Here is a 24,224-nt window from a genome sequence, read left to right on the forward strand (position 1 = left end):
GGTCAGAAGCTCTCGTCGACGCCCTGCGTCATCACCAGCGGTTTGACCGCCAGGTCGGGCGGTACGTTCATCATGCGCAGCGTCTGCTGCACGACTTCGCTGAACACGGGCGCCGCGGCCACGCCGCCAAAGTACTGGCCGTCGCTGGGCTCGTCGATCATCACGGCCACGATGATGCGCGGCTTCTCGATGGGTGCCATGCCGGTGAACCAGGCGCGGTATTTGTTGCTCGCGTAGCCCTTGCCGACCTGCTTGTGCGCCGTGCCCGACTTGCCGCCCACCGAATAGCCGATGGTCTGGGCGCGCGTGCCGGTGCCGCCCGGGCCGGCGGCCATCTGCAGCATCTTGCGCACGGCCAGCGCGTTGGAGGGCGAGAACACCCGCACGCCGACCGGCGGCTCGGAGTTCTTCAGGATGGTGACCGGAATGAGCGAGCCGTCGTGCGCGAACGAGGTGTACGAATGCGCCATCTGGAACAGCGAGGCCGACAGGCCGTAGCCGTAGGCCATGGTGGCCTGCTCGACCGGCTTCCAGGTCTTCCACGGGCGCAGCCGGCCGGTCACGGCGCCGGGAAACTGAATCTGCGGCTTCTGGCCGTAGCCCAGCGCGGTGTAGGTGTCCCACATCTCGTGCGGGGTCATCTTCTGGGCGATCTTCAGGGCACCGACGTTGCTCGACTTCTGGATCACGCCCTCGACCGTCAGCGTGCCGTAGTTGTGCGTGTCGCTGATGGTGAAGCCGCCGATCTGGAAGCGGCCGGGGCCGGTGTCGATCAGCGTCGAGGGCTTCACGCGCCCGGCTTCCAGCGCCATGGCCACGGTGATGGGCTTCATGGTCGAGCCGGGCTCGAAGGTGTCGGTGACCGCGCGGTTGCGCAACTGCTCGCCGGTGAGGTTCTGGCGCTTGTCGGGCACGTAGCTGGGGTAGTTGGCCAGCGCCAGCACCTCGCCGGTGGTGCTGTCGAGCACCACCACGCTGCCGGCCTTGGCGCGGCGCGCCGTGACGGCGTCGCGCAGCTTCTGGTAGGCGAAGAACTGCACCTTGCTGTCCACGCTCAGCTGGATGTCCTTGCCGTCGAGCGGCGGCACGGTGTCGCCCACGCCCTCGACCACGCGGCCCAGGCGGTCCTTGATGACGCGGCGCGAGCCGGCCTTGCCGGCCAGCTCCTTGTTGAACGCGAGCTCGATGCCTTCCTGGCCGCTGTCTTCCACGTTGGTGAAGCCCACCACGTGCGCGGCGGCTTCGCCTTCGGGGTACTGGCGCTTGTATTCGCGGCGCTGGTAGATGCCCTTGAGGCCCATCGCGGCGATCTGCTTGGCCACCGGCTCGTCGACCTGGCGCTTGATCCAGACGAAGGTCTTGTCCTCGTCTTCGAGCTTCTTGTCGAAGTCCTTCAGCGGCATCTCGAGCAGCTTGGCCACCTGCTTGAGCTTGGCGCGCACCTCGGGGTCGTCGCGCTCGATGTCTTCGGGAATCGCCCAGATGCTGGGCGCGACCACGCTGGACGCCAGGATGAGGCCGTTGCGGTCGAGGATGCGGCCCCGGTTGGCCGGCAGCTCCAGCGTGCGCGCGAAGCGCACTTCGCCCTGCCGCTGGAAGAAGCTGTTGTTGAACACCTGCACGTAGGCGGCGCGACCCGCCAGCATGACGAAGCCGAGCGCGATGCCCGCCACGATGAACTTGCTGCGCCACACCGGCGTCTTGCTCGCGAGCAAGGGGCTGGTGGTGTAGCGCACGCTGCGGCGGCTCATCGCGGAACCCTCGCTGCGGTGACCGGCTTGGCCGCGGGCTTCGCACCCGCGGTGGCGGGCACGGCCGGCGCCACCGGGGCCACGGCTGGAATCACCGAGCCGTCGGGCCGCACGTACTGCGTGATGGCCGGCGATGTGGTGCGCATCTGCAGCTGCTCCTTGGCGAGCTTTTCCACGCGCAGCGGCGTGGCCTGGGCGCGTTTTTCGACCTGCAGGCGGTCATGGTCCAGCTCCAGGCGGCGGGCCTCCTGCTGCACGCGGTCCAGCTCGGTGTAGAGCTGGCGCGACTGGTACTGCGTGTGCACGAGGTACAGCGCCGTCGCCACGACGGCCAGCAGCAGGAGCAGGTTGATGCGGGCCATGATCAGCCAGCCTCGGTGCGTTCGGCCACGCGAAGAATGGCGCTGCGCGAGCGCGGGTTGCCGCGCACTTCGTCGTCGGACGGCTTGATGCGCTCGAGCGCGTTGAGCTTCATCACCTTGGGGGCGGCAAAGGGCGCGCGGCGGTCGTAGACCTCCTTCGAGTGCTTCGCGATGAACTGCTTCACGATGCGGTCTTCCAGCGAGTGGAAGCTGATCACCGCGAGCCGCCCGCCGGGCTTCAGCACCGAGAGGCTGGCCTCTAGCGCCTGTTGCAGCTCTTCAAGCTCGGCGTTGATGAAAATCCGAAAAGCCTGAAATGTGCGCGTTGCAGGGTTCTGGCCCTGCTCGCGGGTTTTGACCGTGCCAGCCACGAGCTCGGCCAGTTCGGTGGTGGTTGAAATTGGGCCCCGTTCTTGTCGGCGAGCAACAATCGCCTTTGCAACCTGAACAGCAAACCGTTCTTCGCCATAGTCACGGATCACCTCTGCAATCTGCTGAAGTTCGGCTGTTGCCAGCCACTCGGCCACGCTCTCGCCGCGCGTGGTGTCCATGCGCATGTCGAGCGGGCCGTCGAAACGAAAACTGAAACCGCGCACCGGGTTGTCGATCTGCGGCGAACTCACGCCCAGGTCCATCAGCAAGCCGTCGACGCTGGCATCGGGCAGTTCACCCAGCGAACGGAATCCCTGGTGCCGGATGGAAAAACGCGCATCGGAGATGCGCGCTGCTTCGGCCACTGCTTCCGCATCCTTGTCGAATGCGATCAGCCTGCCTTCCGGCGCCAGCCTGGAGAGGATGGCGCGTGCGTGCCCTCCCCGACCGAAGGTGGCATCCACATAGGTGCCGGGGGCTGCCGTGCTGCCTGAAAGAAGGGCTTCCACCGCTTCGTTCAGCAAGACGGTCGTATGGGTCCATGGAGTGTTCACGTGAGTCCTCAGAACGCGAAGTCCTGAAACACATCCGGCATCTCGCCCTGGGTGGCCTCGGCCTCCTTGGCCTCGTACGTGGCCTTGTCCCAGAGCTCGAAGTGGTTGCCCATGCCCAACAGCAGCGTGTCGCGCGCGATGCCGGTGGCGGCGCGCAGTTCGGGCGAGACCAGGATGCGGCCGGTGCCGTCCATCTCGACGTCCATGGCGTTGCCCAGGAAGACGCGCTTCCACCACTGTGCCGACATCGGCAGCGCGGCGATGCGGTCGCGGAATTTTTCCCATTCGGGACGGGGGAACACCATCAGGCATCCGTGCGGATGCTTGGTGATCGTGAGCTGGCCGCCTGCCGTGGCGCTCAGGACGTCGCGATGCCGGGTCGGCACTGAGAGCCGCCCCTTGGCATCCAGACTGAGCGATGAAGCGCCTTGAAACACGACCACGAAACCCCTGTGTTGGGAGGTGCTGCAGCACCCGAAGGGGGCACTACCCGCACTTTTTCCCACTTAACTGCACTTTTTTGCACTGTAGCAGGAAACACTTGGGAAGCAACTGGCCGTTGGTGGTATTTTTTGTAATGGAATCAACAACTTAGCGCCGATTCCAAAAGTTTGGAATCGGCGAATTTCGTTGAGGATGAAGTACTTAGCTCACGCAGTGAAAGTGATGCGTGAAGCGCGGCCGCCGTTACAGGGGCCAAAGAAGCGGCTTCAGAGAATGAAGCGCGAAAGATCTTCGTCGTGACTTAGTGCCGCAAGGCGCAGGTCGACGTAGGCGGCATCGATGCGGATCGATTGGCCTTCGAGGCGGGTCGCGTCGAAGCTTACCTCATCGAGCAGGCGCTCCATGACGGTCGACAGGCGGCGCGCGCCGATGTTCTCCGTGCGCTCGTTCACCTCGTACGCAATGGTCGCCAGGCGGTTCACGCCCTCGGGCGTGAACTCGAGCGTGACGCCCTCGGTGGCCAGCAGCGCCTGGTACTGCTTCACGAGCGACGCGCGCGTTTGCGTGAGGATGCTCTCGAAGTCCGACACCGAGAGCGACTGCAGTTCCACCCGAATCGGCATGCGGCCCTGCAGCTCGGGAATCAGGTCGCTCGGCTTGCTCAGGTGGAACGCGCCGCTCGCGATGAACAGCATGTGGTCGGTGCGCACCACGCCGTACTTGGTGGTGACGGCGGTGCCCTCCACCAGCGGCAGCAGGTCGCGCTGCACGCCCTGGCGCGACACGTCGGAGCCCTGCGCGTCGCTGCGCGTGGCCACCTTGTCGATCTCGTCGATGAAGACGATGCCGTTCTGCTCGGCGTTGTGGATCGCCTGCGCGCGGATCTCGTCCTCGTTGATCAACTTGCCAGCTTCCTCGTCGATCAGCAGGCGCATGGCCTCGGCGATCTTGAGCTTGCGCGTCTTGCGCTTGCCCCCGCCCATCTGGCCGAACATGCCGCGCAGCTGCTCGGTCATCTCCTCCATGCCGGCCGGGCCCATGATTTCCAGCGGCGTGCGGGTCTCGGCCAGGTCGAGTTCGATTTCCTTGTCGTCGAGCTGGTGCTCGCGCAGCTTCTTGCGAAAGGCCTGGCGCGTGGGGTTGGGGCCGTCCAGCGCGGGCGTCGCGCCTTCGGCACCGCGCGCGGGGGGCAGCAGCACGTCGAGGATGCGCTCTTCCGCCGCGTCTTCGGCACGCGCGCGCACCTTGATGCTTTCCGATTCGCGCGTCTGCTTGACGGCAATTTCGGCCAGGTCGCGAATGATCGAATCGACGTCCTTGCCCACGTAGCCCACCTCGGTGAACTTGGTGGCCTCGACCTTGATGAAAGGCGCGTCCGCCAGGCGTGCCAGGCGTCGCGCAATTTCGGTCTTGCCCACGCCCGTCGGGCCGATCATGAGGATGTTCTTGGGCGTGATCTCGCTGCGCAGCTTTTCGTCGACCTGCTGGCGGCGCCAGCGGTTGCGCAGGGCAATGGCCACGGCGCGCTTGGCGGCCGGCTGCCCGACGATGTGGTTGTCGAGCTCGGAGACGATTTCCTGGGGAGTCATGGACATGGTCAGAGCGCTTCCACGGTGTGGTTCATGTTCGTGTAAATGCAGATTTCTCCGGCGATCGCCAGCGATTTGCGCACGATCTGCTCGGCAGAAAGGTCGGTGTTGTCCAGCAGCGCCTTGGCCGCCGACTGCGCATACGCGCCGCCCGAGCCGATGGCGATCACGCCGTCTTCGGGCTCCAGCACGTCGCCGTTGCCGGTGATGATGAGCGAGGTGGTGGCGTCGGCCACGGCCAGCATGGCCTCGAGCTTGCGCAGCACGCGGTCGGTGCGCCAGTCCTTGGTGAGCTCGACGGCCGCGCGGGTCAGGTGACCCTGGTGCTTTTCGAGCTTGGCCTCGAAGCGCTCGAAGAGCGTGAAGGCGTCGGCCGTGGCGCCGGCAAAGCCGGCGAGCACCTTGCCGTGATAGAGCCGCCGCACCTTGCGCGCCGTGCCCTTGATGATGATGGTGCCGAGAGTGACCTGCCCGTCCCCGCCAATGGCGACCTGATCGCCTTGGGGGGTCTTGCGGCGCACGCTCACGATGGTGGTGCCGTGAAACTGTTCCATCGCAGCCATCTGGGGATGTCCACCGGCAATGCAACCCGCGCCAGGGCGGGCCGGGGCCTTAGTTTTTTCTAACCGCCACCGTCGCGTGATCGGCAATGCCTACCAGGTTGAACAGCGCGGCAATCAGGCGGTGGGTGTCGACGAACTGCACCCGCTCGCCGTTGGCATCGCGCGCCCGCACCCAGCTCAGCAGCGTGCCCGCGGCCGCCAGGTCCATGCGCAGCAGCGCGGCACAGGAAATGACCGGCGCGGCGGTGTGCCGCAGGTCGTGGTCCAGCCGCTGCCAGTTCGACAGCGATGCGCCCCGCAAATCGCCCGCCAGCGCGGCAAAACCGGTGTCGGTGGACGGAAAGCTCTCGGAGTTCCCGCCGACCGACAGCAGCGACCACACCGAGCTGTGCCGGTTCGCCGGCGGCGCGGCCAGCGCGGTGCATTCGCCGCGCGGGTCCTGCCATGACGGCGGCGACACCTCGTAGGTGATGCAGTAGTTCAGCGCCACCAGCTCGAAGTCGTCGGGCAGGTGCATCAGGCGCAGCGCAGCCAGGCGCAGTTGCCACCACACGTCGTCGGTGCCGCGCTCGTTGTTGGGCGCTGCCTCGGACAGCACGGCCAGCAGCTGCGGCGACCCCATGAAGCGCAGTTGCACCGGCGAATCGGCCCAGTGATTGAATAGCACGCGCAGCGGCGCGGCCGCGTCGGCCTCGATGCCGCCCAGACTGCGCCAGTCGAGCGTCCAGACCGAGCCCGCCTTCGACAGGGCGCGCGTGAGTTCCACCAGGCCTTCGCGCGCCAGTCGCGCCGGGCTGGCCCAGTCGGCCTGCGCGCCACTCTCGGCGGAGGCCTCTGCCGCTTCTTCGCTGGCGGTCACCGCCTTGACGCTGCGGGCCAGGTCCTCGAGCGAGACCCAGTCGGGGCCCATGCGCCGCATGCGCTGGGCATAGCGCATGCGGGCGGCCGCGAACTTGGCGGCGTCTCCGGTCGCGCGGTAAAGATCGAACAGGGCGCGCCAGCGGTCGTCGTCGCGCTCGGCCGCGGGGCCGTGCTCGGCCTCGCCGGGCGGCGCGCTGTCGGAGGCCAGGGCCTGCAGCAGGATCGCTTCGGCACCCGTGTCGTCGCCGTGCGCGAAGCGGATCACCGCCTCTTCGAGCGCGCCGTCGTGCGAGAGATGCGACGAGGTCAGCGGCATGTCGGCAGGCACCGACACCTGCGCATCGACGTGGAGATGGGGCACGGGCGACTGGGCAGGGGACTGGGCGGCCGACTGCGCCATGGGCGCGGCGGCAACCGCCGGCCGCCGAAGCGCCTCTTCTGCAGGCTCGTCGTGCACGGGCGGCAGCGTCTCGGCGCCGGCGTCCGGCGGCGGGCTCGCCAGGGGTTCGCCGTTCGGTCCGCGCCCCTTCCACCACTGCTGCGACATCTGCTCTTCGATCTCGTCGATCTTCTTGAGCGTGAGCGCGCGGCCTTCGAGCTTCTCGGTGGAACTGTTGACGTTGAAAGAAGACGGCGTGACCGTCGCGTCGGAGGCGTGGGAGGCGGCCTCGCGCTGGCGCAGCTTGCGCAGCATGTCGAACTCGCGCCGGCGCACGAAGTCGTTGCGCTGGCGCCGCTCGATCATTTCCTTCAGCATCTCGCGGCTGTAGGTCTGGTCGGGCAGCGAGGAGTCGGCCGCGGCCGGCGCGTCGAGCTCCGACCAATCCTTCAGGGGATTGCGAACAAACTTGGCCACCTTGGAAAAAAGGCGGCCCGATTCTTCCTTGGCCATGCGATGAAGACTGTCGAGCGAAAAGTGTCCTGGGCTGGGTGCCTGATCAATCCCCGAACATCTTCTGCTTGAGCTCGCGGCGCTGTTGCGCTTCGAGCGACAGCGTGGCGGTCGGGCGTGCCAGCAGGCGGCCGACACCGATGGGCTCGCCGGTTTCGTCGCAGTAGCCGTAGTCGCCCGCGTCGATGCGCTGGATCGACTGCTCGATCTTCTTCAGCAGCTTGCGTTCGCGGTCGCGCGTGCGCAGCTCCAGGGCGTGCTCTTCCTCGATGGTGGCACGGTCGGCCGGGTCGGGCACGACCACCGTGTCTTCACGCAGGTGCTCGGTGGTCTCGCCGGCGTTCTCGAGGATGCCGCGCTTGAGTTCCACGAGCTTCAGGCGGAAGAACGCCATCTGCTTTTCGTTCATGTACTCGTCGTCGGGCATGGCGATGACTTCGGCATCGATCAGCTCGGCGGCGGTCTTGCCCTTCCAGTTGTTGGCCAGCTTCGGGTCTTTCTTCACAGCCAGGGGCGGCGGCGGCACCAGCGCGGTGGACGGTGCCTGCGAGAAGCTGGACTTGGCGGCGGTCGAGGCCACGGACTGCGGCATCGAGGGAACGGTCAGTTGCGACAGCCGGGACACGCGGCCACCACGCGCGGGAGCGGGCGTGGCGGTTTGAGCGGGAATCGAGGGTGTCGCCGGGGCGGAAGTGGAGGCGGCAGCCGTTTTTTTCATGGGACTCGAGGGGGCAGAAGGAACGGCAGCAGGGCGGCCGACAGGTTTGGATGACGATGGGCCCGCGCCTGCGGTCTTGGTTGCAGCAGTGGCAGGCTTGGCGGACTTCTTCGCAGCGGTCTCGGCCTTGGCCGGTGGTGCTGCGGGCTTTTTGGAGGCGCTTTTCTCCTTCGCGGCGGAGTCGAGTGCAGCAGCGGAAACCTTTTTTGCCGCAGGTACAGCCTGCTTCGCAGCCGGCGCCTTCTTGGTGGCGGGCTTGGTTGCTGGCGTGGCCTTGGCGGCGGGTTTCTTCACGGTGACTGGCTCCTTTGACGAACTGGAACGCGCTTTCACTGGGTGTCTCCTCCCATGGAGACCCTGCGGCTTTCAGGCCGCTCGGTGTCTCCGTTGTCGGGGTGCTCGCCAGTGACGAACCCCGGGGTTATACCCCCGAAAGCCCGCCACAAACGTGCGGCGCCCCGTGCCGGAAGTCACATCTTGTCCATGTGGACGAGAGTGGCTGGCGGAACAGGCGCGCGATTGTATAGAGAACTCGCCGACGCGCGCGATGTCCGTGCCAGCCGGTCGGCGCCGCCGGCAACTCCGTTAGCATCGCGCGGCGTTGTCGGGGGGACGACGCAGGCCCGCGCCCTGCCCTGGTTTGCCCATTCGGCAGCGGGGGCCTATCCCATCATTCGACATAAAAGAGAGAACAACCTTGAGCAAGAAAGCAGTTTTGGGCGTCCTGGCCGCGGCCATCGCGGTGGCCTACGGCGGCAGCACCTGGTATGCCGGGTCGCAGGTCAAGTCGCGCTACGACAGCGCCTTCGAAGAGTTGCCCAAGCAGACCGCGCTGGTGCGCGTGGTCGAGCGCCAGTACGAGCGCGGCTTTCTAGGCGCCGTCAGCACCGTGACCCTGGAAATCGGGTGCGCGGCCGATGCCACGGCGGCCCCCGCCACCCCGGCCAAGCCCGCCGAAGGCGAGCAAGCCGACGCCGACGACGAAGAAGCCGACGCCAAGCCGCCCAAGCCGCTGCGCATCACCATCCGCGACACCATCCACCACGGCCCGATTGCCGGCGGCTCGCTCGCGGCTGCCACCATCGACAGCGAACTGGTGCTCGACGCCAAGACCCAGGCCGACCTGAAGAAGCTGTTCGGCGAGGCCAAGCCCTTCACGGCGCACACCAAGGTCGGCTTCGGCGGCGCCTTCACCACCGACCTGGTCGTCGCCCCTGCCAAGCTGACCGAAGAGGGCAAGGGCCAGTTCGCCTGGCAAGGTGCGCAGGCCCGCATGGAAGTGAACGCCGCGCGCACCCAGGTGCGCTACGACATGACCATGCCCGGCCTGGACTTCAACGACGCGCGCACCGGCACCACCCTGAAGATGGGCAAGCTCACCGCCAAGGCCGACATGGACAGCAGCGCCGGCTGGTTCCTGTCCACCGGCAAGACCGAGGGCAAGCTCGACACGCTGGAGCTCGTCGTCAAGAAAGCCGGCGGCGTGCCGGGCGCCTCGGCCGTGCCGGCCGACACACCGCCCAAGATCGTGACCACCGTGCTGCTGCAGGGCCTCGACCTGCTCGGCGAAGCCGGCATCAAGGATGGCCTCTATGCGTCCAGCGGCACCGTCAAGGGCACCGGCAAGATCGGCGAGACCAAGATCGACAAGTTCGAGCTGACCAGCAGCGCGCGCCGCATCCATGCCGCCGGCTACAAGAAGCTGGCCGACGCCTGGATGCAGTCCAGCGCCGTCAACGGCTGCGGCAAGGGTGGCGGCAAGGCCGCACAGGCCGCGATGCAGGCCCTGGCCGACCAGCTGGCGCCCGACCTCAAGGCCATGGCCAAGTACAGCCCCGAAGCCGGCATCGACAAGATGGTGGTCGAGATCGACGGCAAGCGCGGCGAAATCAGCTACATGGCCGGCATGGCCGGCGTGACCGACGAAGACCTGCAACTGCCCGGCACCGCCCTGCTGATGAAGCGCGGCGCGCTCAAGGCCAACGCACGGCTGCCGATGAAGTGGCTCGAAAAGCTGGCCGAAACCGGCGCCGAGAGCGGCCAGACGCCTCCGCCCGAAATGGTGGCGGGCCTGGTCGAGCAAGGCGAGGAAAAGGGCTTCGTGAAGCGCGACGGCGACGACGTGACCGGGCAGATCGAGTTCACCGAAGGCAGCCTGAAGATCAACGGCAAGCCGCTGGCCGCGCTCGGCAAGTAGTCCGGTGTGTTTCTCCCTCCCCCGCTGGGGGAGGGCCGGGGTGGGGGCACGACGGCTTCCCCAAAAAACGCAGCGCCTTGTCGACGGCCTGCCCCCATCCCCACCTTCCCCCAGCGGGGGAAGGAGCAATTCAGGAACTCAGACCAGGCACTGCTCCAGGCCTTGTTCCAGAATTTCGCGCGGCAGCTCGATGCCGATGAACACCATGCGGCTCTGGCGCACTTCGTCCTTGCCCCACTCCGGGCCCAGGTCGCTGCCCATCAGCTGGTGCACGCCCTGGAAGATCACCTTGCGCTCGGTGCCCTTCATGCTCAGCACGCCCTTGTAGCGCAGCATGCGCGGGCCGTAGATGTTGACGATGGCGCCCAGAAAGTCTTCCAGCTTGGCCGGGTCGAAGGGGCGGTCGGCCTTGTAGACGAAGCTCTTCACGTCGTCGTCGGTGTGGTGGTGGTGGCCGTGGCCTTCGTGCTTGTGCGAGGGGTGGTCGCAGGCCTCGCCATGCGCGTGGTCATGGCCTGCGTGGTCGTGCGCGTCTTCTTCTTTCAGGAAGTCGGGGTCGATGTCCAGCTTGGCGTTCAGGTTGAAGCCGCGCAGGTCGAAGATGTCTTTCAGCGGCACGTCGCCGAAGTGCGCCTTCTGCTGCGGCGCGCGCGGGTTCATGTGCTTCAGGCGGTGAATCAGCGCCTCGGTTTCCTCGGCCGACACCAGCTCGCTCTTGCTGATGAAGATCTGGTCGGCAAAGCCCACCTGGCGGCGCGCTTCCTGGCGGTCGTTGAGCTGCTGCGGCGCGTGCTTGGCGTCCACCAACGTCAGGATCGAGTCGAGCAGGTAGCTCTCGGCAATTTCGTCGTCCATGAAGAAGGTCTGCGCCACCGGGCCGGGGTCGGCCAGGCCGGTGGTTTCGATGACCACGCGGTCGAAGTCCAGCAGGCCCTGGCGCTTCTTGGCGGCCAGCATCTGCAGGGCTTCGCGCAGGTCTTCGCGGATGGTGCAGCACACGCAGCCGTTGCTCATCTGCACGATCTGCTCTTTCGACTCCGTGACGAGGATGTCGCTGTCGATGTTCTCTTCGCCGAACTCGTTCTCGATGACCGCGATCTTCTGGCCGTGGGCTTCGGTCAGGATGCGTTTGAGCAGGGTGGTCTTGCCCGAGCCGAGAAAGCCGGTGAGGATGGTCGCGGGAATGAGGGCCATAGGGGGAGTGCTCCGGAAGCGGAAAACAGGAAAAGAGCCGAAAAAGGCGTGGCGGGAAGTTTAGCCAATGCCACTGAGTTGCGTTGGCGAAGGGGTCAAGGAAGTGTCAGGCCCTGTGTCAGAGCGGCTTCCTGACCACCACCAGCCCCTTCAGGTACTCGCCCTCGGGGAATTCGATCGTCATCGGATGGTCGGGCGCCGCGCCCAGGCGTTCGCTGATGTAGCCGTCCACGTTCGCGTCCAGCCCCGCCGAGGCCACGATCTTGTGGAACAGGTCGGCACCGATGCCGCCCGAGCACGAGAAGGTCAGCAGCACGCCGCCCGGCTCCAATATCTTCAGCGCCAGGCGGTTGATGTCCTTGTAGGCCCGCGCCGCGCGCTCGGCGTGCGCCACCGTGGGCGCGAACTTGGGCGGGTCGAGCACGATGGCGTCGAAGGTGCGGCCCTGGTCGACGAACTCGCGCAGCAGGGTGTTGACGTTGGCGTCCAGAAACTCCGTCTTCACGCCCGAACCTTCGCCGCCGAAGCCGTTGAGCGCGACGTTGGCGCGCGCCAGGTTCAGGGCAGGCAGCGACGAGTCGACCGACACCAGCTCGGCCCCGTCGAGCGCGCCCGCGGCCTTGAGCCCGGCCAGCGCCGCCACGGTGAAGCCGCCCGTGTAGCAAAAGCAGTTCAGCACGCGCTTGAAGCGCCGGTGCTTCGCCAGTTCGGCAAAGCGCTGGCGGCTGTCGCGCTGGTCGAGGTAGAAGCCGGTCTTGTGGCCGGTCGCGATGTTCAGCCCGAGCTGCCAGTCGTGCTCGCGAATGGTGATGTCGGTGGCGCCCTCCCCGCGCAGCCAGCCCGTGACGGGCTTGAGCCCTTCGCGCTCGCGCCCGCTGGCGTCGGAGCGCTCATAAAGCTTGGTCAGGCCCGTGGCTTCGAGCAACGCATCGGCCAGCACGCTCTTCCAGCGCTCCACGCCGGCCGACAGAAACTGGGCCACCAGCGTGTCGCCGTAGCGGTCGACGATCAGCCCCGGCAGGCCGTCGGCCTCGCCGTGGACGATGCGCACGCCGTCGCTCTGCAGGTCGAACAGGCCCCGGGCCTTCACCGCGCGAGCACACACCGACGCCAGAAACGCCGCGTCGATGCGCTGCGTTTCGACAAAGCTCCACGCCCGCGCGCGGATCTTCGATTCGGCGCTGAACGCGGCCCAGGCCAGGAACGCGCCGTCGTGCGATTCCACCCGCACCGTTTCGCCGGAGTCGGCGCCGCCGCGCGCAATGGCCGATTCGAAGACCCAGGGGTGTCGACGCAGGAGCGAGCGCTCCTTGCCGGGTTTGAGGCGCAGGATTTTCATGTGTTCTTACTTGTCTTTGTCTTCGCGCGATTTCGCGCGCGGATGGGCCTGGTCATAGACCTTGGCCAGATGCTGGAAGTCCAGCCGTGTGTAGATCTGCGTGGTGGCGATGCTCGCGTGCCCCAGCAGCTCCTGCACCGCGCGCAGGTCGCTGCTCGACTGCAGCACGTGGCTGGCGAACGAATGGCGCAGCATGTGCGGGTGCACCGGCGCGGCCAGGCCGGCTTTCAGGCTGCGCTCGCGCAGCAGCTTCCACACCGCCTGCGACGACATGCGCACGCCCTTGGCGCTGATGAACAGGGCCGCAGCCGCCTGCGCATCGCGCACCTGCGCCACGGTGATGGCCGCGCAGTCGCCGCGCACCGCGAGCCAGTCGCGCAGCGCCTCGGCCGCCTTGCTGCCCAACGGCACGATGCGCCGCTTGCTGCCCTTGCCCAGCACGTTGGCTTCGCCCGCGTCCAGGTCGATCCAGCCGCGCGCCGTGTGGCTGGGCTGCGCGTCGAGCCCCGTGAGCTCGCTCACGCGCAGCCCGCAGCCGTACAGCACCTCGACGATGGCGCCGTCGCGCGACTCGGTCCAGGGGTCGGCCTCGGCGTCGTACAGTTCGGCCAGGCGCACCGCGTCGTCCACGCCCAGCGCCTTGGGCAGCGGCCGGCCCGCCTTGGGGGCATGCACGTCCTGCACCGGGTTGAAGCCGATCAGGCCCTCATGGCCCAGCCAGCGGTAAAAGCTGCGCCAGCACGACAGCACCAGCGCAATGCCGCGCGGCTCGCGCCCGGCGCTGTGCAACCGGGTCATCCAGCGGCGGATGTGGGCCGTCTGCACGCGGTCCAGCGGCAGCCCGGCCTCGGCCGCGTTGTCGGTCAGCGCCTTCAGGTGAAAGGCATAAAGCTCGACCGTGCGCGCCGCAAGCCGGCGCTCCACGCGCACATGCGCGAGGTACTTGTCGATCCAGCCCGCATCGGCCGGAAGCGCGGGCTCAGAAGAGGAAGCCACGGAAGGCATTGTTCACGATGGCCGCCGTCTCGCGCAATGCGCCCTTCGACAGCGGCCCCAGCGCGTTCCAGCACGAAGTGGGCGCCGCCGCGTACTGCACGTCGAAGCTGCGGTCGAAGCCGCTCATCTTCACCAGCCGCTGCACGCGCCACAGGTGGAACGGCTCCGACACGATCACCACGCTGCGCACCCCCGCCACCTGCAGCAGCGGCAGCGACAGCGACAGGTTCAGCCGCGTCGAGGTCGAGGCGGACTCCAGCAGCATCGGCCCGGCAAAGCCCTGCGCCACGGCGCGCTCCTGCATCGCCAGGGCCTCGGTGCGGCCGTCTTCGGAATCCACCCCGCCCGTGAAGGCGAGCTGCTTGACCAGGCCGGTCTTGGCCAGCGCCAACGCCGTGTCGACCCGGCCCGCCAGGCAGGGGTGCGGCTTGCCGTTCAGGTAGGCGCGGCTGCCCAGCACCAGCGCCGCGTCGGCCGGGCGCTGCGGCGGGTTGGCCAACAGCGTTTCGGCCTGCCACCAGATGAAGGCGCCGATGGCCGCATAGGCCAGCACTCCGGCGAGCAGACCGCCGGCAAGCAGCACCTGCCAGGGCCGGCGCAACCCGCGTGCGCGGCTCAAGGACGCAGCCGCGACAGCCCGCCCGAGGCCAGCTCGGCGATGCGCTCGAGAAAGTCGGTGCCCATCTCGGCGTTGAAGCGCTGCGCGTCGGGCGACGCCAGCACCAGCATGCCGAAGGCCGGCGACTCGGGGTCGGCGCGCAGCGGAATCAGCGCGATCGACAGGGCCGACTTCGGCTCCGGCAGCCAGTCGGCGGCCTCGAAACCCGCGTTGAGCCCGCAGTACGGCGAGGTCAGCGAAGTGGCCAGCGCCTTCACGTCGTCGCTCACCCACTGGGCATAGGCTTCGTTGAGATATTCGCTGCTGCAGTCCCACACCTTGATGGCCGTTTGAGGCACCAAAAACAGCGACTGCAGGTCGACCGCAATGCGGTACGGCAGGCTGCGCGGGTCGCGCGTGGTCAGCAGGCCCTTGGTCCAGCGCTGCAGGCGGTCGGCAATGACCACGTTCTCGGTGCCGTGGCGCACCATGTCCATCAGGCGGTGCTCCAGCGCCTTGATCTTCTCGCGCAGCATCTCGGCCTGGCGCTCCTGCAGGCTCACGGCGCGGTTGCCGTGCGGGCTGGTGAGCTGCACCTGCGCCAGCAGCTGGGCATGGCGCTCGAAGAAGTCGGGCGTGTTCGCCAGGTAGTTGGCGATGTCGTCCTCGGTGATCGGGTTCATGGCGTTGGCGTCGTTGTTGTTGTGGGAGGAAGTCATGTCAAGTCGGGAACCTCGATGTCGCCTTCGAAAACCGTGGTGGCCGGGCCGGTCATCAGCACCGGCTGACCCTCGCCCTGCCACTCGATCGTGAGAATGCCGCCGTGCGTCTGCACGTCGACCGTGCGGTCCAGCAGGCCGAGCCTGATGCCCGCCACCACCGCCGCGCACGCGCCCGTGCCGCAGGCCAGCGTTTCGCCGGCGCCGCGCTCGAACACCCGAAGCCGGATGTGCGTGCGGTCCACCACCTGCATGAAGCCCGCGTTCACCCGCTGCGCAAAGCGCGGGTGGTGCTCGATCTGCGGGCCCTGCTCGGCCACCGGGGCGGTGTCAACGTTGTCGACCACCTGCACCGCGTGCGGGTTGCCCATCGACAGCACCGCTACCGAAACGATAGCGGTACCCGCACGTGTGCCAAGGGCAAGGTGCCACTTTTCCCATGAACCGTCGGGCTGCGCGTCGAGCCCGGCCGCATCGAAGGGCACGCGTGCCAGCTCGAACACCGGGGCGCCCATGTCGACCGTCACGCGGCCGTCGTCGCCCATGCGCGGGGCGATGACGCCGGCCAGCGTCTGCACGCGCACTTCGCGCTTGTCGGTGAGCTTGTGTTCACTGACGAAGCGCATGAAGCAGCGCGCGCCGTTGCCGCATTGCTCCACCTCGCCGCCGTCGGCGTTGTGAATGACGTATTGAAAGTCGATGCCTGCCGACGGCGATGGCCGCACCGTGAGGATCTGGTCGGCGCCGACGCCGAAATGGCGGTCGGCCAGAAAACGGTATTGCGCGGCGCTGAGGCCCAGCGTGCCGCGTGTTTCGTCCAGCACGACGAAATCGTTGCCGGCGCCCTGCATCTTGGTAAAGCGGATTCGCATCCCGGGATTATCGCCACCGGCCCCGCCCTTTACGACCGCGGGCCCAAACGAAAGCCCGAGGGAGAAGCCTGCATGAACCACTGAAAAGACGGACCCCAGGGTTTTTCTCCCTCCCCTCCGGGGGAGGGCTGGGGTGGGGGCCAGCGGCGTACCTGTTGGGCGCCCTGCCTGCCCCCATCCCAGCCTTCCCCCGGAAGGGGAAGGAGCAAGGCAAAGACAAACTCGTCGCTGCTACAGCACCTTCACCGCACGCCCGATGAACTGGATCGGCCCGGTCGGCCGGTCGGTCGGCGAGCCGTTCTCGGGCTCCAGCGTCAACTCGAACAGCTGGTTGGGTTCCAGCGGCGGCAGCTTGTCGATGGGAATGCGCAGCGTCTGGCCCTGCTGCTTCACCAGGCCCAGCGACACCGGGCCGCGCCACTCGGCGCCCTTGGTCCAGAACTGCAGCGTCTTTTGCGGCGGCACCTCGAAGGTGCCCAGCGGCACCAGGCTCAGCTGGCGCGACGAACTGGTCTGTATCACCCAGCCGGGCGCCTTGTCCTGCGGGGCGACCAGCACCACCATGTACTGCGGCGAAGGCAGCGGGCGCGTGACCATCACGGCCACCATCAGCGCGGCGGCGGCGAACCCGCCAGCGGCCAGGCCGCGCCACAGGTTCAGGTTGTTCCACCAGTTGGCGAGGGCCGACGGGCGTGCCGGCGCGGCCTTGGGCGTTGTTGCACTGAATACGGGCCCAAGGCTCTGCTCGATGCGCGACCACAGCGCGGGCGACGGCTCGGCCGGCGGCGCCAGCGCGGTCAGCGGCAGCAGGCGCGCTTCCCAGGCCTGCACGGCGTCGCGCAGCACGGGCTCGGTGCGCATGCGTGCATCGACCGTCGCACGGGCACTGGCCGACAGCGTGCCCAGCACGTACTCGCCCGCCAGCGCGTCGATGTCTTCGAAATCGTTGTCGATGTTGTTGCCTGGGGTCGTGCTCATGCCATGCACTCCCGCAGCGTGCGCATGCCGCGCTGGATCCAGGACTTGACCGTGCCCAGCGGCGTCTGCAGCCGCTCGGCGATTTCGCCGTGCGAGCAGCCTTCCACATACGCATACAGGATGCAATCGCGCCGCGCCGGCTCCAGCCCGCCAAGGCAGCCTTCGAGCTTGCCCAGGTCGGCGCGCAGCTCGAACGGGTCGGCCGACGAGGCGTAGGCCGCGAGCGCGGCCTGGTCGTCGATGGCCTCGGCCGCCTCGTCGCTCACATGCACCTGGCGCGCGCCGCTGCGCACCATGTTCAGCGCGGCGTTGCGCACCACGCTGTAGATCCAGCCGCGACCTTCGCCGCGCGCGGGGTTGAAGCTTTCCGCGCGCTGCCAGATGCTGATGAAGGCGTCGTGCAGCACGTCTTCGGCCTGCTGGCGCTGGCGCACGATGCGCAGGGCCACGCCCATCAGGTAGCGGCTCTCGCGCTGGTACAGCTGCTGAAGGGCCTGGCGGTCGCCGCGGGCGCAGGCCATGAGAGCGGCGTCGTAGTCGAAGGGTTCTGCAGCGGGCAAGGTCGGCGGCGGGGGGTTGGGCAAGGTCCCGATGGTAGTCGGACCCGGCGCCCCCGCCGCACATTCACCCCCGGATCAGGACGCCTTCCAGAAGATGTAGTCGGCCTGGTACTGCACCACTTGCTTCTGGCCCTTGGTGGCCGGCGTGCAGGGCATGGCAGCAGGAGCCACGCCGCCTTGCAGGGCCACGCGCTGGATGTAGGTCACGCCGGTCATCGCGCCCGAGCCGGTGGCGGGGTTGGCCTTGACGAGCTGGAACGGCAGGCTGGTGGGGCCCGACGGTGCAACGGCCAGTTGCGTGGCGGTCAGCTTGGAGCCGTCCATCGATTCCCAGGTGGCGGGCGGGCCGTAGTACTTGCCGACCTGCTTGCCGCTGCGGTCGAGCAGCTTGGCGTCGGGGCCGACGAACACCCATTCGGTCTGGCCGGGGGCGTTGGCCTTGTCGCGGCATTCGTAGGTGATGTCGCCCTTGCCCACGGTTTCCATGGCGACCTTGTTGCCGGTGGGCACCTGGATGGTGGCGGGCAGGCTGGACTGGTTGAACGTGGGGGCCATCGACATCGAGCCGCAGGCCGTCAGGAAAGCTGCGGCGGAAACGGCGCCGAGCACGGCGATCGAACGGGTGGTGTGCATGGAAGTACTCCTGGGGTTGTAGAGGGTAAGCAGCTCCTCGCTGCTGTAGGGTCTACACGCCAGATGCGGGTTTGGATGCAGCCTGGTTGAAAGATTTCTGTCGGGGGGTGTTGCGGGCGCTTCGGGGCGGGCGCTTCAGGGCGGGTGCACAGGACGCCGGGTACTCCCCTCCGCGAATGTCCCCCGCTTCGCTCCTCCTCTATTTCGCTGCGGGGAGCACCCGACGCCCTGTTCACTGGGGCACGCGGCTGGAGTACGGACGGTGCGGGGCGCGGGGCCAGAATTCGGGGCTGCGCGCTGCAACCACACCCCCACGAAAGCTCCCGCCCATGACGCCACGGTACGGCTCGATGTTCATCGCGCTCTGCGCAATTCTTCTTCTGGCTGCGGCGCCGGCCTGGGCCGATGGCACCGTGAGCTTCGAATCGGACATTCGGCCGCTGCTCAAGGCCAAGCCGGCGTTCGAGAAGTTCGTGCTCGGCACACTGAAGATAGACGATGCCGGCTCGGGCATGCGCATCTCCGACCAGACGATGCCGCACCTGGGCGGCGCCCGCATGGGGCCCTACGAGTTCAGGGCGGTGTGGCCCAGCGCCGACGGCGATGTGCCGGTGACGCTCATCGTCGACACGGACATCAAGTTTCTGGACAAGGCGGGGCGGGAGATCACCAAGGGCTCGCTGAAGCAGGCGGTCAAGTTGACGGAGACGTTCAGCGCGATCGGGATTGCGCCTGCGCGCTGAGCGCCAGCGACCCATCGACAACCGACCCGCATGAAACTGCCCTCAGCGTGAGAAATTCCTGACCGGTTGACACTGGGCCACAGTGTCATCGGCCACATCCTTCTAGAACCCCCAGACCACAACTGGGAGGTTCCAAGATGATGCGAAAAATTGTCGTGGTCGGCGATCCGCCGGCACCTGGCGGCCGCGTGCTGCCCTACGGCGGTCCGATGTTCGACCTGTACGGCCACCGGGTCGCGTTGATCGGCGGCAGGGCTTATTGCGAGGGGTGCAACAGCGTCGGCATCATCGCCAAGGCGGGTGGGCCGCGGCGGGCGCTATTCATATCGGAGGTAGCGCTGGAGGGCGACGTCGTCGTTTGCCATTGCCCGGTGCCGCAGCCGCTGGTTTCTGTGCTGCAGCAGACAGCGACATATGACGATGACGATGAGAACGCGCTTGGAGCGACGGCCACAGCAGCAGCACTTGCCACGAATGCGGCGCCGATTTCGGGTCTGGAGATAGCCGCGTTCAAGAAGACGGTGGACGCCGGCGTCACACATCCACCGGAGGCGGAGCAGACCGAGAACATCTGCCCGAACATGACCAACAAGGAGTTCGCCACATTGGCACTGAAACTGAGGGACATGGCAGTCGACTACATCACCAAGAAACGACTTCCCGAACTGGAGCGTTGGGACAAGGAGGCTCAAGCCCGGGTCAAGACCTGGTTCGGCATTGCCGATCAGGGCATGCGTGAGTACCTGCAGAAAGGCTTGACTGCGTGCGCGCGGGTACTTAATGGCTTGGAAGCCAAGAACTTTGTCCGTTACATCGAAGGAGGGAAGCTGGCAACGTGTGTGATGGGCAGCGCTGTCGGGACTGTCGCGGCGGTTTGCAAACCAGACGCCACCACCCACACCATTGCGATTGCACTTACCTTTTGCACATTCAAGTGGGACAACAAGACCCACTTTGAAACACGTGAAGTTCTGGACGGGGACTCTCAGCTGCTGACGTTGATTCATGAAGTCACGCACTTCGAAGACACCTTCAATTCCAACGACGAATGGTATGGAACAACGATTTCGAGGTTGCACGCAGAAGACCCCAAGAATCGAGCGAAGGCGAAAGCAAACGCGGACAGCATCGCCGCTTACATCCTGGGCGTTAACAACAAGGCGGCCGCATGAGATATCTCAGTCCAACGATTTCCCTCGCCTTCGTCTTCGCCCCTGCATGGGCCGCCGCATGCTCGTTTGCCGGGCTCTCGCACGACGTGCAGTTTGCTCCTGCAAGCACACGCCTCGAATCGCGGGAACTCATCTTGCTGGCGGAGTGGTTTGCTGTGCAGCGAGATCCCAACCGGGCGACCGGTGGCGTCTACCGCGCCGACGTCTTTGCCCGCGCCATCAAGGGCGATGCCGCTTCGTCGAAGCAGGCGCGTCGCCGGCTCGACGACATCGCCGGTCTTCTGACAACGCTGGGCACTGCGACTTCCGTCGAGGTGCACGCCCATATCGACGAAGTCGAGCGCCCGTCGATCAGAAACCTTGCAAGCCTGGACGCTGTGCACGCCTCTGTTCAACCCGCCTGCGCAAAAACGCGCTCGTGCTGCAAATGGTCCGAGGGACCGCCGAAGCAACCGAGCGAGCAATGAGAAGTTGAGGGGGTGAAACGCCCCCTTCACCCCCCCCTCCCCCGAATCGAATGCGCCAACAACGTCAATACAGCAAACCCCAGCATCACTCCCACTTCAGGGAATGGATGCCGAGGGCGGTGGGCGCGGGCGCGGCGGGTGGCGCGGGCGATGCCGGAGGCATCGGAGGCGGGGGCGGCAAGGCCTGAGGTGAGGCAGCCGGGCGGGCCGGCTGCCTGAATGCTGGCGCTGCCGCTGCGTCAGCGCGCGTGGAGCGCAACGCCTCGCAGGGCGGCTTGCACGGCGCCGGTCGTGGCGTTGATGGCTTCGATGCGGGCCATCAGCTTTTCGTTGAGCAAGCCGAGCAAGGCGCGCAGTTCGGGGCCGCTCGGCTCCTCGCTGTCGGCAGAGGCGCCGGTGTCTACGAGTTTTTCCAGCGCTGTGTAGGCGTGCATGACGCCGTAGAGGCTGTCGGCGTCGTCGCAGGCTTGGATGACGAGGTCGTTCAGCTCGGTTGCAGGGGACATGGGACGGGCGCTGGGTTGCACGGGGGTGGATGCAGATTCAGCCATGAGAGGCCTTTCAGAACTTCGGTTTTGCAACAACCGCCGCACCCGCTTCCAAACGGTGGCGGCAGCTCGAACGGGTTGGAAGACCGGGAAGCTCTGACGAGAACCGGCAAGGCTTGCGCCTTCCCGTTCGAGCCGCCAAAACTGGAGGCACAAACAGAAAAGCCGCAGACCATGTTGCGGTGACTGCGGCTTTCGTCGCAGAACTTCGACGGGCTTCCAAACCCGGCCATTTTTTGTGGCAGCGGAGTATACCTCTGAGGCAGCGCAGTCCAACGCGCTCGGCAACTTCCAGAATCCCAATCGGAATAGCAATCAAAGTTTTTCTAATTTTCCGGGGAAATTAAACCTGCACTCTCGATTTACCAAACGGGAAATATAGTCCGAAATAATTTCCACCCTAATCAATCCGCTTTCAACTTCATTTCCAGAATTTGAATTAAAAACAGCCTCTTCGTTTAAAAAACCACCTTGTAGCGAAAAATTTTCTACGTCTATCCGCCTTGGATCCAGATGAATCTTCATTAGTTGACCGAAATTTAGCCCGGCAATTTCCGTCCCTTTGTAAAAATCAAAGAAATCAGACCGACTTTTGCGGGAAGGCAAATTAACCTCAAGATCTTCATCCATTTCTTCGAGACTAAAATCTCGGAGAGCACGCCTTAAGAGCAAACAAAAAGTCGTGCTAGACGAAGTGCGCAAATTAAATTCATCAAACAAAAGTGCAGAAATATCCAGCACCAGAATTAATGGCGAAATGCTTTCAACTTCACCCTTTGCGAGAGATCCAATTTCAAGCAAATCACGAGAATTTTGACCAGTGCTTGCTCCGCTGAAATATTTGCTAATCGAAGTCACCCAAAACCACTCTTTCAGTATTTCAACCTGCCGATCTGTGGGATTGGGCGCAAGCCTAAAGAACTCTGAAATATGGGTTAGTTGAATTCCGTACGGCAGAAGTGAAAAGTCATTGATCGTCATTTCTTCTCGAAGAAATCCCAATGCCTTAACCGTTGCCTCTCGAGAAGAATTAAAAGCCTGCCGAAGCTCATTTCCATTCAGATCCCGAAGCTTATCGATGTCTCCTTTGTTCAACCCTAACCCTGCAGCAACAGCGATTCCGCGCAACACACTTCCCTCTGGAATTTCAAAAAGCTCCTTATAGATTAAGAAATCAGAAAAATCAGAAATTGCTTGCGTGAGATCAAACCCCTCTTTCCAAGTTGCAGCCCTCATCAAATCAACCATTGTCAATTTGCGCCCAGTACTGTTAATCCGCTCAAAAATAGGCGCAACTTCATTCAGTGAAACTTCTCCGATTTTCACGACCGCAATTTTGTAATCCTTTACCGATCTCAGCAATCTCTCGGCCGCTTCGTAGTATTTTTTTCCATTCTCCAATGATTCAAACTTCATACATTGCCGAATAAAATCGCTCGTATTGAGCAGCTTATTCAATGGAAACATATTTATTTGATTACCAGTTTTCGGATAAGTGAATTTTTCTTCATCTAGATTGAAATGAATCGCCCAAGGGCTAGTTATATCCAACCCGTCCCAATACAAAGCACCGCACACAGTAGTCAAGCGTTGCTGTCCGTCTAATAGGTAATCGGTTGGATAACTCTCAGCGCTCGACTCACGAACAGAGAATCCATAAATTTCTCGCTCGCTTTTCAGACGTTCAGAGCTATGCCACAACAGCACGCTCCCGATTGGATAGCCATTGTAAACACTGTCCCACAAATCGAGCATATCGTCTTTATCCCAAACAAAAGGACGTTGGAACTTTGGCAGCCTAATTTCCCCACGCCGAATGCTCGCGACTAGTTGCTCTAGCCGTTGAATATCGGGAATTGGATCTTTTTTAAACATTTCCCTCTCCACCAGTTAGCCCATCAAATACGCGCTTATGAATTGGGTGGAACAAAATATTTTCATTAAGATGCTTCATTAAGTCATATTTCTTCAGGAGCTTAAACATATCAGGAAAACCAAACCCAAATTGGTTTCCGCCAAATTTTGTCGGGCGCATTAAAGAATTGTAGAAAATTACAACCAACTCAAGGCCGGAAAGCTGTGCTCCGATTAGCTTCGCATAGCGCTCCTTCTCTTTTGAAGAAATTAGCGCCGAATCATCAACATACCGCAAAACATGAAAAAGTGTCCTGAAGTAATGCGACAAAGCATCTTTTGTGTCAATGTGCGCCAGCTTATACGCTCGCTCGATAATTTCTCGATGCTCAGTCAAATTTTCATCCATATACTGAGACATATAACTGCGCCCTTGCGGCTCTTTTAGCTTCTCTTCTAATGCCACAATTGCGCTGGCATCCAGCTTCAACTTGACACCTTCAGTTAACACTCCAGAAGCGGCGAGCCCACCAATATCAGCTCGATCCAATGGCTTGACCAATTCAAAAACATCCATTTGAGTAGACTTTATTTGCATGGTTCTCAAGAATCTTTCAAAAGCCAGTCGCCCTTTACTGCCCCCGATATCTAGTTGATCGACAAGAGCGGAATGCATTGACATTAGCTGAAAAAAGCCAACCTCGAATTGCTGGCGTTGCAAAGATGCGGATTGTCGTTTTATTTCATTCCTTTGCAACAACAATGTGATGATCACACCAGTAAATGCCAACCCTGAAAATAACGCATTTACTGCACCAAACTGATCTCCAAAAACTCCACGAGCCCCTTCGTCAGTAAGCAATTTTGTATCCGAGCTTTTAACGTAATGCTCGGCATAGAACCAAGACGCGCCCCAGATAAGCACTACGCAAATAATTAATGTACAAACCAAAACGGGGAACCAAGGAAAATCCTTCCCTAAGGATTCCTTAACTTTCAAATTTCTCATTTTGCCCTTCTCTTTTGACAAAATTAAATTAATTAAGCATGTAGTTTATCTTTGTTTTTATTAATTGCAAATATGCAATGGGCACAGTTTAGTAATAGCAAACCCTTAACACGCGTCAAACCTTTACGAATCGCTGCTACTCGTGAATCTCCTGCGCAGGATGAATTCTTGATTTTCGATCAAGTGTTTTGTGCAGCAGATAGGGTTTATTTGCAAAGATAAGGCCGCGACACTCCTCC

General features: G+C 64.0%; 24 protein-coding genes. 4 read left to right on the top strand and 20 right to left on the bottom strand.

Features of this window, described 5'->3' with window-relative positions; translation table 11 throughout:
- Positions 1-2: 2 nt before the first annotated feature.
- From ACSFA5_RS16490 to dksA, 8 genes are all read right to left on the bottom strand, one after another.
- Positions 3-1,751 carry a peptidoglycan D,D-transpeptidase FtsI family protein gene (locus ACSFA5_RS16490; protein WP_435445114.1) on the bottom strand — a complete coding sequence of 583 codons (1,749 nt, stop codon included), beginning with the start codon at positions 1,749-1,751 and terminating at the stop codon, positions 3-5.
- Complete coding sequence (ftsL, locus tag ACSFA5_RS16495) at positions 1,748-2,113, bottom strand: cell division protein FtsL (RefSeq protein WP_435445115.1); 366 nt, start codon at positions 2,111-2,113, stop codon at positions 1,748-1,750. The genes ACSFA5_RS16490 and ftsL overlap by 4 nt, the downstream gene beginning before the upstream one ends.
- Before the next feature lie 2 nt (positions 2,114-2,115).
- A complete protein-coding gene (rsmH, locus tag ACSFA5_RS16500; RefSeq protein WP_435445116.1) occupies positions 2,116-3,039 on the bottom strand; it encodes a 16S rRNA (cytosine(1402)-N(4))-methyltransferase RsmH in 924 nt (307 codons plus the stop codon).
- Between the two features lie 8 nt (positions 3,040-3,047).
- On the bottom strand, positions 3,048-3,476 hold the full coding sequence (gene mraZ, locus ACSFA5_RS16505; RefSeq protein ID WP_093442007.1) for a division/cell wall cluster transcriptional repressor MraZ: 429 nt from the start codon (positions 3,474-3,476) through the stop codon (positions 3,048-3,050).
- Between the two features lie 273 nt (positions 3,477-3,749).
- Positions 3,750-5,078, bottom strand: a complete 1,329-nt coding sequence (gene hslU / locus ACSFA5_RS16510) for an ATP-dependent protease ATPase subunit HslU (protein WP_435445117.1) — start codon at positions 5,076-5,078, stop codon at positions 3,750-3,752.
- Positions 5,079-5,080: 2 nt separating this feature from the next.
- On the bottom strand, positions 5,081-5,626 hold the full coding sequence (hslV, locus tag ACSFA5_RS16515; protein ID WP_435445118.1) for an ATP-dependent protease subunit HslV: 546 nt from the start codon (positions 5,624-5,626) through the stop codon (positions 5,081-5,083).
- A 58-nt stretch (positions 5,627-5,684) separates the two neighbouring features.
- Complete coding sequence (locus ACSFA5_RS16520) at positions 5,685-7,388, bottom strand: STAS domain-containing protein (RefSeq protein WP_435445119.1); 1,704 nt, start codon at positions 7,386-7,388, stop codon at positions 5,685-5,687.
- Positions 7,389-7,434: 46 nt separating this feature from the next.
- Positions 7,435-8,400 carry an RNA polymerase-binding protein DksA gene (gene dksA, locus ACSFA5_RS16525; RefSeq protein ID WP_435445120.1) on the bottom strand — a complete coding sequence of 322 codons (966 nt, stop codon included), beginning with the start codon at positions 8,398-8,400 and terminating at the stop codon, positions 7,435-7,437.
- 403 nt (positions 8,401-8,803) lie between these two features.
- Between dksA and ACSFA5_RS16530 the strand changes: the two genes are divergently transcribed.
- Positions 8,804-10,303 (top strand): YdgA family protein, encoded by a 1,500-nt coding sequence (locus ACSFA5_RS16530; protein WP_435445121.1) that lies wholly within the window; start codon positions 8,804-8,806, stop codon positions 10,301-10,303.
- A gap of 138 nt (positions 10,304-10,441) precedes the next feature.
- Here the strand turns inward: ACSFA5_RS16530 and ACSFA5_RS16535 are convergent, their stop codons facing one another.
- The 9 genes from ACSFA5_RS16535 to ACSFA5_RS16575 form a co-directional block, all read right to left on the bottom strand.
- A complete protein-coding gene (locus ACSFA5_RS16535) occupies positions 10,442-11,497 on the bottom strand; it encodes a CobW family GTP-binding protein (protein ID WP_435445122.1) in 1,056 nt (351 codons plus the stop codon).
- A 118-nt stretch (positions 11,498-11,615) separates the two neighbouring features.
- Positions 11,616-12,836, bottom strand: a complete 1,221-nt coding sequence (locus tag ACSFA5_RS16540; protein WP_435445123.1) for a class I SAM-dependent rRNA methyltransferase — start codon at positions 12,834-12,836, stop codon at positions 11,616-11,618.
- Between the two features lie 6 nt (positions 12,837-12,842).
- On the bottom strand, positions 12,843-13,841 hold the full coding sequence (locus ACSFA5_RS16545) for a tyrosine recombinase XerC (protein WP_435445124.1): 999 nt from the start codon (positions 13,839-13,841) through the stop codon (positions 12,843-12,845).
- The gene (locus ACSFA5_RS16550; RefSeq protein ID WP_435445125.1) at positions 13,816-14,451 is read right to left on the bottom strand and encodes a YdcF family protein; all 636 of its coding nucleotides are present in this window, start codon (positions 14,449-14,451) and stop codon (positions 13,816-13,818) included. Before ACSFA5_RS16550 ends, ACSFA5_RS16545 begins: the two co-directional genes overlap by 26 nt.
- Complete coding sequence (locus ACSFA5_RS16555; RefSeq protein ID WP_435445126.1) at positions 14,448-15,149, bottom strand: DUF484 family protein; 702 nt, start codon at positions 15,147-15,149, stop codon at positions 14,448-14,450. The genes ACSFA5_RS16550 and ACSFA5_RS16555 overlap by 4 nt, the downstream gene beginning before the upstream one ends.
- Complete coding sequence (gene dapF / locus ACSFA5_RS16560; RefSeq protein ID WP_435445127.1) at positions 15,146-16,021, bottom strand: diaminopimelate epimerase; 876 nt, start codon at positions 16,019-16,021, stop codon at positions 15,146-15,148. Before dapF ends, ACSFA5_RS16555 begins: the two co-directional genes overlap by 4 nt.
- Before the next feature lie 231 nt (positions 16,022-16,252).
- Positions 16,253-16,999 (bottom strand): anti-sigma factor, encoded by a 747-nt coding sequence (locus tag ACSFA5_RS16565; RefSeq protein WP_435445128.1) that lies wholly within the window; start codon positions 16,997-16,999, stop codon positions 16,253-16,255.
- Positions 16,996-17,583 (bottom strand): sigma-70 family RNA polymerase sigma factor, encoded by a 588-nt coding sequence (locus tag ACSFA5_RS16570; protein ID WP_435445129.1) that lies wholly within the window; start codon positions 17,581-17,583, stop codon positions 16,996-16,998. The genes ACSFA5_RS16565 and ACSFA5_RS16570 overlap by 4 nt, the downstream gene beginning before the upstream one ends.
- Before the next feature lie 51 nt (positions 17,584-17,634).
- Positions 17,635-18,192, bottom strand: coding sequence for a DUF3455 domain-containing protein (locus ACSFA5_RS16575; RefSeq protein WP_435445130.1), 558 nt, complete (start codon positions 18,190-18,192; stop codon positions 17,635-17,637).
- A 329-nt stretch (positions 18,193-18,521) separates the two neighbouring features.
- Between ACSFA5_RS16575 and ACSFA5_RS16580 the strand changes: the two genes are divergently transcribed.
- The 3 genes from ACSFA5_RS16580 (at position 18,522) to ACSFA5_RS16590 (ending at position 20,574) form a co-directional block, all read left to right on the top strand.
- The gene (locus ACSFA5_RS16580) at positions 18,522-18,935 is read left to right on the top strand and encodes a hypothetical protein (protein ID WP_435445131.1); all 414 of its coding nucleotides are present in this window, start codon (positions 18,522-18,524) and stop codon (positions 18,933-18,935) included.
- Between the two features lie 137 nt (positions 18,936-19,072).
- Positions 19,073-20,107 carry a M35 family metalloendopeptidase gene (locus ACSFA5_RS16585; protein ID WP_435445132.1) on the top strand — a complete coding sequence of 345 codons (1,035 nt, stop codon included), beginning with the start codon at positions 19,073-19,075 and terminating at the stop codon, positions 20,105-20,107.
- On the top strand, positions 20,104-20,574 hold the full coding sequence (locus tag ACSFA5_RS16590) for a hypothetical protein (RefSeq protein WP_435445133.1): 471 nt from the start codon (positions 20,104-20,106) through the stop codon (positions 20,572-20,574). The genes ACSFA5_RS16585 and ACSFA5_RS16590 overlap by 4 nt, the downstream gene beginning before the upstream one ends.
- A gap of 239 nt (positions 20,575-20,813) precedes the next feature.
- On the opposite strand, the gene ACSFA5_RS16595 is transcribed toward ACSFA5_RS16590, so the two are convergent.
- From ACSFA5_RS16595 to ACSFA5_RS16605, 3 genes are all read right to left on the bottom strand, one after another.
- Positions 20,814-21,080, bottom strand: coding sequence for a hypothetical protein (locus ACSFA5_RS16595; protein WP_435445134.1), 267 nt, complete (start codon positions 21,078-21,080; stop codon positions 20,814-20,816).
- Between the two features lie 357 nt (positions 21,081-21,437).
- A complete protein-coding gene (locus ACSFA5_RS16600; RefSeq protein ID WP_435445135.1) occupies positions 21,438-22,997 on the bottom strand; it encodes a DUF262 domain-containing protein in 1,560 nt (519 codons plus the stop codon).
- The gene (locus ACSFA5_RS16605; RefSeq protein ID WP_435445136.1) at positions 22,990-23,985 is read right to left on the bottom strand and encodes a putative phage abortive infection protein; all 996 of its coding nucleotides are present in this window, start codon (positions 23,983-23,985) and stop codon (positions 22,990-22,992) included. The genes ACSFA5_RS16600 and ACSFA5_RS16605 overlap by 8 nt, the downstream gene beginning before the upstream one ends.
- Between the last annotated feature and the right edge of the window lie 239 nt (positions 23,986-24,224).

The sequence above is a fragment of the Variovorax monticola genome (genome assembly GCF_051216855.1).
Taxonomy (GTDB): domain Bacteria; phylum Pseudomonadota; class Gammaproteobacteria; order Burkholderiales; family Burkholderiaceae_C; genus Variovorax.

Excerpts from the sequence above, each read along its gene's own strand:
- ACSFA5_RS16555 (WP_435445126.1), bottom strand. The coding sequence starts at position 15,149 with ATGACTTCCTCCCACAACAACAACGACGCCAACGCCATGAACCCGATC.
- ACSFA5_RS16580 (WP_435445131.1), top strand. The coding sequence starts at position 18,522 with ATGACGCCACGGTACGGCTCGATGTTCATCGCGCTCTGCGCAATTCTT.
- ACSFA5_RS16590 (WP_435445133.1), top strand. The coding sequence starts at position 20,104 with ATGAGATATCTCAGTCCAACGATTTCCCTCGCCTTCGTCTTCGCCCCT.
- ACSFA5_RS16545 (WP_435445124.1), bottom strand. The coding sequence starts at position 13,841 with ATGCCTTCCGTGGCTTCCTCTTCTGAGCCCGCGCTTCCGGCCGATGCG.
- ACSFA5_RS16540 (WP_435445123.1), bottom strand. The coding sequence starts at position 12,836 with ATGAAAATCCTGCGCCTCAAACCCGGCAAGGAGCGCTCGCTCCTGCGT.
- ACSFA5_RS16565 (WP_435445128.1), bottom strand. The coding sequence starts at position 16,999 with ATGAGCACGACCCCAGGCAACAACATCGACAACGATTTCGAAGACATC.
- ACSFA5_RS16595 (WP_435445134.1), bottom strand. The coding sequence starts at position 21,080 with ATGTCCCCTGCAACCGAGCTGAACGACCTCGTCATCCAAGCCTGCGAC.
- ACSFA5_RS16520 (WP_435445119.1), bottom strand. The coding sequence starts at position 7,388 with ATGGCCAAGGAAGAATCGGGCCGCCTTTTTTCCAAGGTGGCCAAGTTT.
- ftsL (WP_435445115.1), bottom strand. The coding sequence starts at position 2,113 with ATGGCCCGCATCAACCTGCTCCTGCTGCTGGCCGTCGTGGCGACGGCG.
- dapF (WP_435445127.1), bottom strand. The coding sequence starts at position 16,021 with ATGCGAATCCGCTTTACCAAGATGCAGGGCGCCGGCAACGATTTCGTC.
- ACSFA5_RS16605 (WP_435445136.1), bottom strand. The coding sequence starts at position 23,985 with ATGAGAAATTTGAAAGTTAAGGAATCCTTAGGGAAGGATTTTCCTTGG.
- hslV (WP_435445118.1), bottom strand. The coding sequence starts at position 5,626 with ATGGAACAGTTTCACGGCACCACCATCGTGAGCGTGCGCCGCAAGACC.
- ACSFA5_RS16585 (WP_435445132.1), top strand. The coding sequence starts at position 19,073 with ATGATGCGAAAAATTGTCGTGGTCGGCGATCCGCCGGCACCTGGCGGC.
- ACSFA5_RS16490 (WP_435445114.1), bottom strand. The coding sequence starts at position 1,751 with ATGAGCCGCCGCAGCGTGCGCTACACCACCAGCCCCTTGCTCGCGAGC.
- ACSFA5_RS16600 (WP_435445135.1), bottom strand. The coding sequence starts at position 22,997 with ATGTTTAAAAAAGATCCAATTCCCGATATTCAACGGCTAGAGCAACTA.
- ACSFA5_RS16575 (WP_435445130.1), bottom strand. The coding sequence starts at position 18,192 with ATGCACACCACCCGTTCGATCGCCGTGCTCGGCGCCGTTTCCGCCGCA.
- hslU (WP_435445117.1), bottom strand. The coding sequence starts at position 5,078 with ATGTCCATGACTCCCCAGGAAATCGTCTCCGAGCTCGACAACCACATC.
- ACSFA5_RS16535 (WP_435445122.1), bottom strand. The coding sequence starts at position 11,497 with ATGGCCCTCATTCCCGCGACCATCCTCACCGGCTTTCTCGGCTCGGGC.